1 protein-coding gene and 2 pseudogenes are annotated in these 16,003 nt (G+C 73.7%); all 3 read left to right on the forward strand.

The genetic code is table 11. The features are described from left to right. Positions 1-43: 43 nt before the first annotated feature. A pseudogene (locus tag AB5J49_RS35700) lies at positions 44-10,096 on the forward strand (SDR family NAD(P)-dependent oxidoreductase); the annotation flags it as partial. 502 nt (positions 10,097-10,598) lie between these two features. Continuing rightward, on the forward strand, positions 10,599-10,952 hold the full coding sequence (locus AB5J49_RS35705; RefSeq protein ID WP_369175365.1) for a hypothetical protein: 354 nt from the start codon (positions 10,599-10,601) through the stop codon (positions 10,950-10,952). A gap of 62 nt (positions 10,953-11,014) precedes the next feature. Then, positions 11,015-15,973 (forward strand): annotated as a pseudogene (locus tag AB5J49_RS35710) (type I polyketide synthase); the annotation flags it as partial. Between the last annotated feature and the right edge of the window lie 30 nt (positions 15,974-16,003).

Genomic DNA, 16,003 nt, shown 5'->3' on the forward strand with positions numbered 1-16,003 from the left:
CGGCGGCACCGTACTTCGGTTCTATACAAAGGGGTTAGCGGTAATGGTGGCTGACGAAAAGCTCCTCGGGTACCTCAAGCGGGTGACGGCCGACCTCCACCAGACCCGGCAGCGTCTGCGCGAGGTGGAGTCGCAGGAGCAGCAGCCCATCGCGATCGTCGCGACGAGCTGCCGCTTCCCCGGCGGGGTCGCGAGCCCCGAGGACCTGTGGCGGCTCGTCGCGGGGGACGGCGACGCGATGTCGCCCTTCCCGGACGACCGCGGCTGGGACACAGCACGGCTCTACGACGCCGACCCCGACGCGTCGGGCACGTCCTATGTGCAGTCGGGCGGATTCCTCGACGGGGCGACGGAGTTCGACCCGGGCCTGTTCGGCATCAGCCCCCGCGAGGCGCTGTCGATGGACCCGCAGCAGCGGCTGCTCCTGGAGACCGCCTGGGAGGCGTTCGAGCGGGCGGGCATCGACCCGCTGTCGCTGTCGGGTGAGCGCGTCGGTGTGTTCGCCGGGTCCAGCGGCCAGGACTACGCGTCGCTGCTGCAGTTCTCACCGGACAGCGTCGAGGGCTACGGCCTGACGGGCACGGCGGCCAGCGTGGTGTCAGGTCGGCTGTCCTATACGTTCGGCCTGGAGGGCCCCGCGGTCACCGTCGACACGGCCTGTTCGTCGTCGCTGGTCGCGCTGCACCTGGCCGCGCACGCACTGCGGCAGGGCGAGTGCTCCCTGGCGCTGGCCGGCGGCGTGACGATCATGTCGACTCCCGGTGCGTTCATCGAGTTCAGCCGGCAGCGCGGGCTTGCGACGGACGGCCGCTGCAAGGCTTTCGCGAAGGCCGCCGACGGCACCGGCTGGGCCGAGGGCGCGGGCCTGCTGCTCCTGGAGCGCCTCTCCGACGCCCGCCGCAACGGCCATCAGGTCCTCGCGGTCGTGCGCGGTTCCGCGGTGAACCAGGACGGCGCGAGCAACGGTCTGACCGCCCCGAACGGGCCCTCGCAGCAGCGCGTCATCCAAGAGGCCCTGGCCAACGCCGGGTTGTCCCCGGCGGACGTCGACGCGGTGGAGGCGCACGGCACCGGCACCACGCTGGGCGACCCGATCGAGGCACAGGCGCTGCTCGCGACGTACGGGCAGAACCGGCCCGCGGACCGGCCGCTGCTGCTCGGTTCGGTCAAGTCGAACATTGGGCACACCCAGGCCGCCGCCGGCGTCGCGGGCATCATCAAGATGGTCGAGGCGATGCGGCACGGGACGCTGCCCCGCTCGCTGCACATCGACGAGCCCACCCCGCACGTCGACTGGTCGACCGGTGCGGTGCGGCTGCTGACCGAGGCGACGCCCTGGCCCGAGACGGACCGGCCGAAGCGGTTCGGCGTCTCCTCGTTCGGCATGAGCGGGACGAACGCCCACACGGTCATCGAGGAGGCGCCCGCCGCGGAAGGCCCCGCGCCGGAGGACACCGGCCCGGCGGCTGAGCTTCCCGTGCTGCCGTGGACGGTGTCGGGCAAGACCGAACAGGCCCTGCTGGAACAGGCCGCGCAGGTCCTCTCGTACGCGGAGACCACCGACGCGACGCCACTGGACGTGGCCTTCTCGCTCGCCACGAGCCGGGCGCCCCTCGACCACCGGGCCGCCGTCGTCGGCACGGACCGCGAGAGCCTGCTGCGCGGGCTGCGGGCGCTGGTCTCCGGGGAGCCGACCGCGGGCGTGACCCGCGGCACCGCCCCGGAGAGCGGACTGCTCGGCTTCCTCTTCTCCGGTCAGGGCTCGCAGCGCGCCGGCATGGGGCGTGAACTCCACGCGGCCTTCCCGGTGTTCGCCGAGGCCTTCGACGCGGTCTGCGCCGAGCTGGACCGGCACCTGGAGCGGCCGCTGCGTGAGGTCGTCTTCGACGGTGGTGAGCTGCTGGATCAGACGCAGTTCACGCAGGCCGGTCTGTTCGCTCTCGAAGTCGCGCTGTTTGAGCTGGTGACGTCGTGGGGCGTGAAGCCGGACTATCTGCTCGGCCACTCGATCGGTGAGCTGTCGGCTGCGTACGTGGCCGGGGTGCTGTCGCTCGAAGACGCTGCTGCTCTCGTGGCCGCGCGGGGTCGTCTGATGCAGGCGCTCCCGTCGGACGGGGCGATGGTGTCGCTGCAGGCGGCGGAGGACGAGGTCCTGCCGCTGCTGGGCGACGGCGTGTCCATCGCCGCGCTCAACGGGCCCAACGCCACGGTGATTTCGGGCGACGAGGCAGAGGTTCTGCGGATCGCCGCGCACTTTGCGGGTGAGGGCCGTAAGACCAAGCGGCTGCGGGTCAGCCACGCCTTCCACTCCCCGCACATGGACGCCATGCTCGAAGAGTTCGGGAAGTTCGCCGGGACCCTTGAGTTCCACGCGCCCGAACTGCCCGTCGTCTCGAACGTGACCGGCGGAGTCATCGCCGCCAGGGAACTCGCCGACCCCGACTACTGGGTGCGCCACGTCCGAGCGGCCGTCCGCTTCCACGACGGGATCCGGACGCTCGTGGACCACGGCGTCACCGCGTTCCTGGAACTCGGCCCCGGCGGTGTCCTGACCGCCCTGGGCCAGGACTGCCTCACCGACGTCCCCGCGGGAGCCGCGGAGCCCGCCTTCGTCCCCGCGCTGCGCACCGACAGGCCCGAGGGCCAGGCGCTCGTCACCGCCCTCACCGAACTGCACGTGCACGGCAGCGGCCCGGACTGGAAGGCCCTCTTCGCAGGCACCGGCGCACACGTGACCGCGCTGCCCACGTACGCCTTCCAGCGCACGTCGTACTGGCCGAAGCTGTCCGCGGCCTGGGCCGGCGACGCCACCGCCATGGGGCTGCGCTCGGCCGAGCACCCGCTGCTCAGCGCCGCGGTCGCCCTGGCCGGCGACGACGGCATGCTCTTCACCGGCAGGCTCTCCCTGCAGACCCACCCCTGGCTCGCCGACCACACCGTCCTCGGCACCGTCCTGCTGCCCGGCACCGCGTTCGTCGAGCTGGCCGTCCACGCCGGCGACCAGCTCGGCTGCGGCCAGGTCGTGGAGCTCAACCTCGAGGCGCCGCTCATCCTGCCCGCCGAGGGCGGCATCGCCGTACAGATGAGCGTCGGCACCCCCGACGAGAGCGGACAGCGCGAGCTGTACGTGTACTCGCGGGCCGACGACGAACAGAGCGACGACGTCTGGACCCGAAACGCCAGCGGCGTGCTCGCCCCCGGCCAGGCCGCCGGACCCGACTGGAGCGACTTCACCGCCTGGCCGCCCCCGGAGGCCGTCCAGATCCCCATGGACGACTTCTACGACCGTCTCGACGCCGCCAACTACGGCTACGGCCCCGCCTTCCAGGGCCTGCGGTCGGTGTGGCGGCGCGGCGAAGACGTCTTCGCGGAGGTCCGCCTGCCGGAGGAGCCGGCGACCGAGGCCCGCCGGTTCGGCCTGCACCCCGCCCTGTTCGACGCCGCGATGCACTCGCGGGCCATGCTGGGCTCCGGCGACGACGCGGAGTCCGGCCAGGAACGGCTGCCCTTCTCCTGGACCGGCGTCTCCCTGTACGCCGCGGGCGCCTCGGCGCTGCGGGTGCGGCTCACCCCGACGGGCAGCCACACCGTGTCGGTCGCGCTGGCCGACGACACCGGGGCGCCCGTCGCCTCCGTCGAAGCGACGGCGCTGCGCCCGGTCTCCGCCGAGCAACTCGACGTCGCCCGCAGCCCCCACCACGACCGTCTCTTCCGCGTCGAGTGGCCGGTGCTCACGGAGACCGGCACGACGCCGGACACCAGCGGCTGGGCCGTCCTCGGCGACACCGCCTTCGGGCTGCCGGTGAACCTGCGCCACCCGGACCTGGTGGAGCTCAGCGAGTCCGTCGAGGCGGGCGGACCCGTCCCCGACGTCCTCTTCGTCCCCTGCGTCTCCGAACCCGGCATGGACACCGTCGAGTCGGCGCACGGCGGCGCCGCCCGCGTCCTGGCGCTCGCCCAGATCCTCGTCGAGGACGACCGGTTCGCGTACACGCGCCTCGTCTTCGTCACCCGCGGCGCGGTCGGCGCCACGGCCGACGACGAGGTCGAGGACGTCGCACAGGCCACCGTGTGGGGCCTGATCCGCTCGGCGCAGTCGGAGAACCCCGGCCGGTTCACCCTGGTCGACCTCGACGGACTGCCCGCCTCGCACCGGGCGCTCCCGCAGGCACTGGCCTCCGGCGAACCGCAGTGCGCCATCAGGGCGGGACAGGTGCGGGTGCCCAGGCTCGCCCGGGCGGCGGCGCCCGAGGCATCCGCCGCCGCGCCGCTCCTCGGCAGGCCCGGCGGCACCGTCCTGATGACCGGCGCCACCGGCACGCTCGGCAAGCTGTTCGCCCGGCACCTGGTCACCGCGCACGGAGTCGAGCGGCTGCTGCTCGTCAGCAGGAGCGGACCGCAGGCACCGGGCGTGGCCGAACTGGAGGCCGAACTCACCGACCTCGGTGCCACGGTGACCGTCGCGGCCTGCGACGTCGCCGACCGCGCCCGGCTCGCCGAGCTCCTCGCGGCTGTCCCCGCCGAGCATCCGCTGACCGCCGTCGTGCACGCCGCGGGCATCACCGACGACGGTGTGCTCAGCGCGCTGACGCCGGCGCGCGTCACCGCGGTGTTGCGGCCCAAGGTGGACGCCGCGATCGCGCTGCACGAACTCACCGAGGACCTGGACCTGTCCGCGTTCATCCTGTTCTCCTCGGTCGCCGCCACCCTCGGCGGCGCGGGGCAGGGCAACTACGCCGCGGCCAACGTCTTCCTGGACTCCCTCGCCCAGCACCGTCGGGCCCGCGGCCTCGCCGCGACCTCGCTCGCCTGGGGCCTGTGGGCCGAGCGCAGCGGCATGGCCGCGAGCCTCGACGACACCCAGCTGAGCCGGATCGGCAGGTCCGGTGTCGGCTCGTTGGAGTCGGCGGACGGCCTGGCCCTGTTCGACGTCACGCGCACCCTGGACGACGCGACCCTGGTGCCCGCACCCCTGGATGTGTCCGGGCTGCGCGGCGCCGCGACGGCCGACGCCGTGCCGCCGCTGCTGCGCGGCCTGGTGCGGCTGCCGGCCAGGCCCGCCGCGCACAGCGGCGGATCCGGCGAGGAACCGCTCGCGCAGCGACTGGCCGCCCTCGACGAGGACGACCGCGCGGCAGCGGTCCTCGACCTGGTGCGGGCCCAGGCCGCCGCCGTCCTCGGATACGCCGCACAGGAAGAGATCGGCGCCGGGCGCGCCTTCAACGACCTGGGCTTCGACTCGCTCACCGCGATCGAGATGCGCAACCGCATGAACCTCGTCACCGGGCTGCGGCTGCCCTCCACCCTCGTCTTCGACTACCCGACCCCCGCCGCGCTGGCCGCGCACGTGGCCTCGCTGCTCGCGGGGCCGGCCGCACCCGCCAGCACCCCCGGCCCGGTCAGGGCCGTCGACAGCGACGAACCCATCGCCATCGTCGGCATGAGCTGCCGGCTGCCGGGGAACGTGGAGACACCCGAGGACCTGTGGCGCCTGGTGGCCGACGGGGTGGACGCCATCACCGACGTACCCGCGGAGCGCGGCTGGGACATCGAGGGGCTCAGCGGCGGATTCCTCGCCGCCCCGGGCGACTTCGACCCCGCGTTCTTCGGGATATCGCCGCGCGAGGCGATCGCCATGGACCCGCAGCAGCGGCTGATGATGGAGTCCGCCTGGGAGGCCGTCGAGGCGGCGGGCATCGACCCGACCTCGCTGCGCGGCTCCCGCACCGGCGTCTTCGTGGGCTCCAGCGGCCAGGACTACACCGGCCTGCTGCAGCAGGCGGAGGACAGCAACGCCGGGTACATCCTGACCGGCACCACCGCCAGCGTCATCTCCGGCCGCGTCTCCTACACGTTCGGCCTGGAGGGCCCGGCGGTCACCGTCGACACCGCCTGCTCCTCGTCCCTGGTGGCGCTGCACCTGGCGGCCCAGGCCCTGCGGCAGGACGAGTGCTCGCTGGCCCTGGCCGGCGGCGTCATGGTCATGGCCACCCCGGCCGGCTTCGCGGGGCTCAGCGGGCAGGGCGGCTTCGCCTCGGACGGGCGCTGCCGCGCCTTCGCCGAGTCCGCCGACGGCACCGGCTGGAGCGAGGGCGTCGGTGTGCTGCTCGTCGAGCGGCTGTCCGACGCCCGCGCCAACGGCCACCCCGTGCTCGCGGTGCTCCGCGGCTCCGCGATCAACCAGGACGGCGCGAGCAACGGCCTCACCGCGCCCAACGGCCCCTCCCAGCAGCGCGTCATCCGCCAGGCCCTGGCCAACGCGGGGCTCGGTACCGCTGACGTCGACGTCGTCGAGGCGCACGGCACCGGCACCAAGCTCGGCGACCCCATCGAGGCCCAGGCCGTCCTCGCCACCTACGGCCAGAACCGCCCCGCCGACCGGCCGCTGCTGCTCGGCTCCATCAAGTCCAACATCGGCCACGCCCAGGCGGCGGCGGGCGTCACCGGGATCATCAAGATGGTCATGGCGATGCGGCACGGAACGGCGCCGCGCAGCCTCCACCTGGACGAGCCCACCTCCCACGTCGACTGGACGGCGGGCGCGGTGTCCCTGCTCCAGGAAGCCGTGCCCTGGCCCGAGACCGGCAGGCCGCGCCGCGCGGCCGTGTCCTCCTTCGGCATCAGCGGCACCAACGCACACGTCGTCCTCGAACAGGGCGATGACGACGCGGGTACGGAGCCCGCCGCAGGCCCGGCGGCCGACGCACCGTCCACGGCCGCGGACGAACCCCTCCTCGGCACGCCGGCGCTGCCGTTCGTGCTGTCCGCCGGCACCGAGGACGCCCTGCGCGAGCAGGCCGCCCGGCTCCGCTCGCACCTGCCGGCCCACGAGGGCGCCGCCCTCGCCGACGTCGCCTGGTCGCTGGCCACCGGCCGGGCCCGGCTCACCCACCGGGCCGCGCTCGTCGCCGCCGACCGGGACGAGCTGCTGCACGGCCTCGCCGCCCTCGCGGACGGCACCGGAGCCCCCGGGCTCGTCCAGGGCAGCGCCCCCGCGGAGCCGCCCAAGGTCGTCTTCGCCTTCCCCGGCCAGGGCGCCCAGTGGGCGGGCATGGCGCTCGAACTCCTCGACACCTCACCGGTGTTCGCCGAGCGGCTGCGGGAGTGTGCGACGGCCCTTTCGGCGCACACCGACTGGTCGCTGCTCGACGTGCTGCGCGGCGAGCCCGGCGCAGCGGGCTTCGACCGGGTCGACGTCGTACAGCCCGCGCTGTGGGCGGTGATGGTGTCGCTCGCCGAGCTGTGGCGGGCGGGCGGCGTCGAGCCCGCTGCGGTCGTCGGCCACTCGCAGGGCGAGATCGCCGCCGCCTGCGTCGCCGGCGCGCTGTCCCTGGACGACGCCGCCCGCGTGGTGGCGCTGCGCAGCAAGGCGATCCTCGAACTCTCCGGCCTCGGCGGCATGGCATCGGTGCCGGAACCGGTCGACCGGGTGCGGGAGCGGATCGCCCGCTGGGACGGCAGGCTGTCCGTCGCGGCCGTCAACGGACCCTCGTCCGTCGTGGTCTCCGGCGACGCCGACGCACTGGACGACCTGCTCGGCACCTGCGCCGCCGAGGGCGTACGGGCCAAGCGGATCGACGTCGACTACGCCTCGCACAGCGCCCACGTGGAGCGCATCCACGAGCGGCTGAGCGAGGTCCTGTCCGGCATCACGCCCCGCGCCGCGGACGTGCCGCTGCACTCCACGGTGACGGGTGAGCTCCTGGACACCACGGTCATGGACGCCGAGTACTGGTACACCAACCTCCGCCAGACCGTCCGGCTCGAAGAGGCCACCCGCGGACTGCTCCGCTCCGGCCACACCGTCTTCGTCGAGATCAGTCCCCACCCCGTCCTGGCCGTCGGACTCCAGGAGACCCTGGACGACGCGCACGTCAACGGCGCCGTGCTCGGTTCGCTGCGCCGCGACGAGGGCGGCCCCGCGCGGTTCCTGACCTCGCTGGCCACCGCGTACGTCCACGGGGCCGCCCCCGACTGGACGGCGCTGTTCGCCGGCCGCGGCGCCCGCCGGACCGACCTGCCCACGTACGCCTTCCAGAACCGCCGTTACTGGCTGCCCATCAGGACCGGCGGCCAGGGGGACGCGGCCTCCATCGGGCTCGGCGCGACCGACCACCCGATGCTCGCCGCCGCGGTGACGCTCGCCGACACCGACAGCCATCTGTTCACCGGCCGGCTGTCGGCCCAGACCCAGCGCTGGACCGCCGACCACGTCGTCATGGAGACCATCCTGTTGCCGGGCACCGGCTTCGTGGAGATGGCCCTGCGCGCGGCCGCGCAGGTCGGCTGCGACCTCGTCGAGGAACTCACCCTGGAAGCCCCGCTGGTGCTGCCCGAACGGGGCGCCATCCAGGTGCAGCTCGTGGTGGGGGCGCCGGACGGGACCGGACACCGCCCGCTGACCGTCCACTCCCGCCCGGCCGACTCCGCCGCGGAAGGCCCCGGCGAACGCCCCTGGCTGCGGCACGCCACCGGTGTCCTCGCCGTCCGCGACGGCGCGCCCGACCCCGGCTTCGACTTCACCGCCTGGCCGCCCGCCGAGGCCACCGCGCTGGAACTCGAAGGCGTCTACGAACAGGCCGCGCTCCTCGGCTTCGACTACGGCCCGATGTTCCAAGGCCTGCGCTCCGCCTGGCAGTCGGGCGAGGACATCTACGCCGAGGTGGCCCTGCCCGAGGACGGCCGCGCCGAAGCCGCCGACTTCGGGCTGCACCCGGCGCTGTTCGACGCCGCCCTGCAGGCGATGGGTCTGGGCACCTTCGGCCCGGGCCAGGGCCGTGGCGAGGACGCGGGCAAGCCGCGGCTGCCGTTCGCGTGGCGCGGGGTGCGCGTGTATGCGACCGGCGCGTCGGTGCTGCGCGTGCGGCTCTCCCCGAGCGGCGCCAACGGCATCGCCTTCCAGGTGGCCGACGGCACCGGCGCCCCCGTGGCCACGGTCGACGCCCTGGACATGCGGCCCGTCGACCCCCGGCAGCTCAGGACCGCCGGACACGGCGACCACGACTCGCTGTTCCAGCTGGAGTGGGCCAAGGCCCCCGCGGCCGCCGTGCCCGAGGGCCTGCACTGGGCGGTCCTGGGCGTCGACCCCGCGCCCCTCACAGCTGCGGGCGTGCGCACGGACACCCACCCGGACCTGGCCGCACTCCTCGCGGCGGTCGAGAGCGGCGGCCCGGTGCCCGACACCGTGGTCGTCTCCCTCGGCACCCTCGGCACAGGCGGCACCGCGGCAGACGCGACGGGCGACATCGCGCAGGACGCCCGCACGGTCGCCCGCGCCACGCTCGCCCTGCTCCAGCTTTGGCTGGCCGACGAACGCCTCACCGCGGCGCGGCTGGTGATCCGCACCTCGGGCGCGGTGGCCGCCACCGCGGGCGAGGGCGTCGACGGCCTCGCCGCCGCGCCGGCCTGGGGGCTCGTCCGCTCGGCGCAGGCCGAACACCCCGACCAGTTCGTCCTGGTGGACGCGGACGACAGCGAGGCCTCGTGGCAGACCCTGCCCGCGGCACTCACCCTGCCCGAGCCGCAGTTCGCCCTGCGCGACGGCACCGTGCTGGTGCCCCGCCTGGTCCGCACCGGACCGGCGGCCGACCCCGCGCCCGACACCGCCTTCGACGACCGAGGCACCGTACTGATCACCGGTGGCACCGGCACACTGGGAAGCTCCCTCGCCCGCCACCTCGTCGAACGGCACGGCGTACGCCACCTGCTGCTCGTCAGCAGGCAGGGCGCCGACGCCGACGGCGCCGCCGAACTCCTCGCCGAGCTGCGGGAGGCGGGCGCCGACGCACACGCCGTCGCCTGTGACACGGCGGACCGGGACCAGCTGGCGCACGTCCTCGCGGACATCGACGACGCACACCCGCTGACCGCCGTGGTGCACGCCGCAGGCGTCCTGGACGACGGTGTCATCACCTCGCTCACCGACGAGCGCCTCGACGCGGTCCTGCGCCCCAAGGTCGACGCCGCCGCGCACCTGCACGAGCTGACACGGGACAGCGCGCTGAAGGCCTTCGTGATGTTCTCCTCGGCCGCGGGCACCCTCGGCAGCTCGGGCCAGGGCAACTACGCCGCGGCCAACGCCTTCCAGGACGCGCTCGCCCACCACCGTCGGGCGGCGGGACTCCCGGCCACCACCCTCGCCTGGGGGTTCTGGGCGCAGGCCAGCGGCATGACGGGACACCTCAGCGACGCGGAGGTGCGCCGCATGAGCGGCGGCGGGGTCACCGGCCTCAGCACCGAGGCGGGCCTCACCCTGTTCGACCTCGCCACGGCGGCCGGCGAACCGCTGCTGCTGCCCGTGCGCCTGGACCTCACGGCCCTGCGCGCCCAGGCGACGGCCGGCACGCTGCCGCCGCTGATGCGCAAGCTCGTCCGTGCCGCGGCACCGCGCGCCGCCGCGGGCGACGACGCCACGGGCACCGGCGGAGTCGGCCTGGCGCAGCGCCTGGCCGGGCTCTCCGAGGAGGACCGCGACCGTGTGGTGCTCGACCTGGTCCGCACCCACGCCGCGGCCGTGCTCGGCCACGCCTCGGCGGCGGGCCGTCGAGCCGGACATGGCCTTCAAGAAGCTGGGCTTCGACTCGCTCATCGCCGTCGACATGCGCAACCGGCTCAACGCGGCCTCCGGTCTCCGGCTGCCCGCGACGCTCGTCTTCGACTACCCGACCCCGGCCGAACTGGCCGCGTATCTGCGCTCCGAGGTCGTCCCGGACGCGGCGGGCGCCTCCGACGCGCCGGTGCTCGCGGGCATCGACCGCCTGGAGAACCTGCTCGCGGCCGTCGGCTCCGACGACGAGCAGCGCACACGGATCACCCTGCGGCTCAACGACATGCTCGCGAAGTGGGGCGACGTCCGGGTCGCCGCGGAACCGGCCGCCGCGCCGAAGGACCTGGAGGCCGCGAGCGACGAAGAGATCTTCGACTTCCTCGGCAAGGAGTTCGGCATCTCGTGAACACACCGCACCATCCGACCGAACCGCTCCGAGGGGGGACCCAGGCCATGACCGACAACGACAAGCTCCGCTATTTTCTGCGGCGGGTTACCGCCGACCTGCAAGAGACCCGCAGCAGGCTGCACGCCGCCGAGACCAAGGACAACGAGCCCATCGCGATCACCGCGATGAGCTGCCGCTTCCCGGGCGGCGTGCGCGCCCCCGAAGACCTGTGGCAGATCATGATGTCGAAGGTCGACGCGCTCTCCCCGTTCCCCGAGGACCGCGGCTGGGACTTCGAGGGGCTGTTCTTCCGGGACCCCGACGAGCCCGCCCGCAGCTACACGCTCGAAGGCGGATTCGTCTACGACATCCCGGACTTCGACCCCGAGTTCTTCGGGATCTCGCCGCGCGAGGCGCTGGCCATGGACCCGCAGCAGCGGCTCGTCCTCGAGGCGTCGTGGGAGGCCGTGGAGCGGGCCGGCATCGACATGTCGACCCTGCGCGGCAGCCAGACCGGCGTGTTCGTCGGTACCTCCTACCAGGGGTACGGCAGCACGGTGTTCGTGCCGCCGGAGGGCACCGAGATCTATCTCGGCGTCGGCAACACCAGCAGCGTCGCCTCCGGTCGGGTCGCCTACACCTTCGGTTTCAACGGCCCCGCCGTCACCGTCGACACCGCCTGCTCGTCGTCGCTCGTGGCACTGCACATGGCCTGCCAGTCGCTGCGCAGGAACGAGTGCTCCATGGCCCTGGCCGGCGGGGTCACGCTGATGTCGAGCCCCGGCGCGTTCACCGAGTTCAGCCGGCAGCGCGGTCTGTCGAGCAGTGGCCGCTGCAAGGCGTTCTCCGCCGACGCGGACGGCACGGGCTGGGGCGAGGGCATCGGAATGTTCCTCGTTGAGCGGCTCTCCGACGCGCGGCGCCACGGGCATCAGGTGCTGGCCGTCGTCCGCGGCTCGGCGATCAACCAGGACGGTGCGAGCAACGGCCTGACCGCGCCGAACGGTCCCGCGCAGCAGCGGGTCATCCGCCAGGCCCTGGCCGACGCACGCCTCTCCCCGGCCCAGGTCGACCTCGTCGAGGCGCACGGCACGGGCACGACGCTGGGTGACCCGATCGAGGTCCAGGCGCTGGCCGCCACGTACGGGAAGGACCGGCCGGCGGGCCGCCCAGTGTGGCTCGGCTCGGTCAAGTCCAACATCGGTCACACCCAGGCCGCCGCGGGAGCGGCGGGACTGATCAAGATGGTCATGGCCGTGCAGCGCGGCACGCTGCCGCCCACCCTGCACGTCGAGAACCCCACGACGCACATCGACTGGTCCGACGGGCGCATGGCCCTGGTGGCCGACGCCACGCCCTGGCCGGAGACCGGCCAGCCGCGCCGTGCGGGCATCTCCTCCTTCGGCGTCAGCGGCACCAACGCCCACGCCATCATCGAGCAGGCGCCGCCGGAGGAGGACGGGCCCACGGACGACGGCCCTCAGGGCGAGGGGCAGGACAGCGAGGGGCAGGACACGGACCGCAGGGCACCGCTGGACGGCGTGCCGCTCCCGGTTGTCGTGTCCGCCCGCACGGAACAGGCCCTGGAAGACCAACTCCGCCGTCTGCAGGCACACATGGCGACCCATCCGGAGATCGGGATCGCCGACCTCGGACACTCGCTCGCCACGGGCCGGACGAAGTTCAGCCACCGTGCGGTGGTGCTTGCGGATGATGCGGGTTCGTTGGCGGGTGCGTTGTCGGCGGTGGTCGAGGGGCGTTCTGTCGGGGCTGTGGTGCGGGGTGTGGCGGGCCGGGCTGTGCGTCCGGTGTTCGTGTTTCCCGGTCAGGGTGCGCAGTGGACGGGCATGGCGGCGGGGTTGTTGGAGTCGTCGCCGGTGTTCGCGGGGCGGATGGCGGAGTGTGGGGCGGCGTTGGAGCCCTTCACGGACTGGCGTCTGCTGGATGTTGTGCGGCAGGAGCCGGGTGCACCGGGCTTTGATCGGGTGGATGTGGTGCAGCCGGTTCTGTGGGCGGTGATGGTGTCGCTTGCGGAGTTGTGGCGGGCGTGTGGTGTGGAGCCGGCTGCGGTGATCGGTCATTCCCAGGGGGAGATCGCGGCGGCGGTGGTCGCGGGTGGTCTGTCGCTGGAGGACGGTGCGCGGGTGGTGGCGCTGCGCTCCAAGGCTCTGCTGGCGTTGTCCGGTGGCGGGGGCATGGTCTCGGTGTCGTTGCCGGTGGTGGAGGTGCGTGAGCGCCTGACGGCCTGGGATGGTCGTATCTCGGTGGCGGCGGTCAACGGGCCTTCCTCGGTGGTGGTCTCTGGTGAGCCGCAGGCGTTGGAGGAGCTGGTTGCCTCCTGTGCCGAGCAGGATGTTCGGGCGAAGAAGATTGCCGTGGATTATGCCTCGCATTCGGCTCAAGTCGAGCTGATCGAGGCCGAGTTGGCAGACTTGTTGGCGGGTGTGGCGCCGGTCTCGGGGCGGGTGCCGTTCTACTCCACGCTCACTGGCACTCTGCTGGATGACACGGCCGGTGTGGACGGCGGGTACTGGTATCGCAACCTGCGCTCCACGGTGGAGTTCGAGCAGGCGGTGCGTGCGGCGGAGGCCGATGGTCTTGCCGTGTTCATTGAGGTGAGCCCGCACCCGGTGCTCAACCTCGGCCTGCAGGAGATCTTTGATTCCGCCGACAGCGAGGCAGTGGCCCTGGGCACCCTGCGCCGCGACGAGGACGAGGCACGGCGGTTCAGCACCTCCCTGGCCGAGGCTCACGTCCATGGCGTGGAGCTGGACTGGCAGGCCCTGTTCGCCGGGCAGCAGGTCACTCGCGTGGAACTGCCCACCTACCCCTTCCAGCGGCAGCGCTACTGGATCGACGACCTGCGTCCGGTCATGCAGGCGCCCGTCGGTGAGGCGGCCGAACTCTCCCTGGCCGACGCCCAGTTCTGGGCCGCAGTCGAGCAGGAGGACTTCGAGGGCCTTGCGGACACGCTCGACATCGAGGGGGGCGAGGACGCCCGCTCGGCCCTGGGCGCGATGCTGCCCGCACTGTCCTCGTGGCGCCGCCGTACCCGCGAGCTGTCCACCGTCGACGACTGGCGGTACGAGGTGGCCTGGCGTCCGCTGCCCGAGGCGTCCGCCGCCCGGCTGTCCGGCCACTGGCTCGTCGTCGTGCCCGAGACCCACGCCGAGGACGCGCTGACCGCCGGGTGCCTCGCGGCGCTGGCCCACCACGGCGCCCAGGTGCTGCCCGTGACGGTCGACGGGGGCAAGCTGCGGCGCGACCTGTTCGCCGGCCACGACCTGCCCGCGGACCTCGCGGGCGTGCTGTCGCTGCTCCAGCTCGACCACGTGCCGCACCCCGACCTCCCGGACGTGCCGAGGGGCTACACCGCCACAGTCGCCCTGCTGCAGGCGCTCGGCGAGGCCGGGGTGTCCGCGCCGCTCTGGTGCGCCACGCGGGGCGCGGTGTCGGTGGGACCCGCCGACCCGATCGCCGGACCCGAGCAGGCCATGGCCTGGGGCATGGGGCGCGTCGCCGCGCTCGAACACCCCGACCGGTGGGGTGGGTTGATCGACCTCCCGCCGGCCCTCGACGAGCGGACGGCCGCGATGCTGAGCGGCGCGCTCGGCGGGGCCGGTGACGAGGACCAGCTGGCCGTGCGGCCCTCCGGTACCTTCGTACGCCGCCTCAACCGCGCCCGGATCGGCGCCGCTCCCGGCAGTCGGCGCTGGGACCCGAAGGGCACGACGCTGATCACCGGCGGAACCGGCGCGCTCGGCGGACACGTCGCGCGCTCGCTGGCCCGCGAGGGCGCCGAGCACCTGCTGCTGGTCAGCCGCCGCGGCCCGGACGCACCCGGCGCCCAGGACCTGCGGGACGAACTGACCGCACTGGGCGCCCGCGTGACCGTCGCCGCGTGCGACGCCGGGGACCGGGACGCGCTGGCGGAGGTCGTCGCCGCCGTGCCCGCCGAGCATCCGCTGACCGCCGTCGTGCACACCGCGGCCGCGCTCGACGACGGCCTGCTCGACACGCTCACCCCGGACCAGCTCGCCAACTCCCTGCACGCCAAGGCCAGCGCCGCGCGGAACCTGGACGAGCTGACACGCGACCACGACCTGTCCGCCTTCGTGCTGTTCTCCTCGTTCGGCGGCATCGTCGGCACCCCCGGCCAGGGCAACTACGCACCGGGCAACGCCTACCTCGACGCGCTGGCCCAGGAGCGCAGGGCCGCGGGCCTGGTGGCCACCTCGATCGCCTGGGGCGCCTGGGGCGGCGGCGGCATGGCGGACGGCGAGTTCGGTGAGACCCTCAACCGGCACGGGCTGCGCGAGATGGCGCCCGAGGCGGCCGCGGGCGCGCTGCGGCAGGCCGTGGAGCACGACGTCACCTGCCTGTTGATCGCGGACATCGACTGGGAGCGGTTCTTCGTCGCCTTCACCGCGACCCGGCCCAGCCCGCTCCTCGCCGACGTGCCCGAGGTACGCCGTATCGCGCAGGACGGCACGGGACAGGCGGGATCCGGCGGTGAGGAGCCGTCCGCGCTGGTGCAGCGGCTCGCCGGGCTCTCCGAGCCGGAGCAGGACGCGCTGCTCCTGGAGACCGTGCGCGAGCAGGTCGCGGCGGTGCTCGGACTCACCGGACCCGAGGCCGTGGGAGTCAAGCGCGCCTTCCGCGAGGTGGGCTTCGACTCCGTCACCGCCGTCGAACTGCGCAACCGCATCGGCGCCAAGACCGGCCTCAAGCTTCCGGTCACCCTGGCGTTCGACTACCCGACGCCGCAGCGCCTCGCCGGGTTCCTGCGCGAGCAGCTCGTACGCGACGGGGAGACCGTGGCCGTGACCGCGCTGGAGGAACTGGACCGGATCGAGGAGGCACTGGCCGGGGTCGCGCCGGACGACGCGGGCCGGACCCGGGTGGTGCGGCGCGTGCAGGCGCTGCTCACCCGACTGCAGGACGGATCCGTCGGCGACGCCCCCGTCGGCGAGGAGATCGAATCCGCCTCCGACGACGAGATGTTCGAGCTCCTCGGCAAGAAGTTCGGCATCTCCTGAACGCCCTCAGTGGCACCCACCACGATCACC

Source organism: Streptomyces sp. R28 (assembly GCF_041052385.1).
Taxonomy (GTDB): domain Bacteria; phylum Actinomycetota; class Actinomycetes; order Streptomycetales; family Streptomycetaceae; genus Streptomyces.

Bases quoted from the DNA above. Each gene is read 5' to 3' on its own strand.
- AB5J49_RS35705 (WP_369175365.1), top strand. From the start codon at position 10,599: ATGCGCAACCGGCTCAACGCGGCCTCCGGTCTCCGGCTGCCCGCGACG.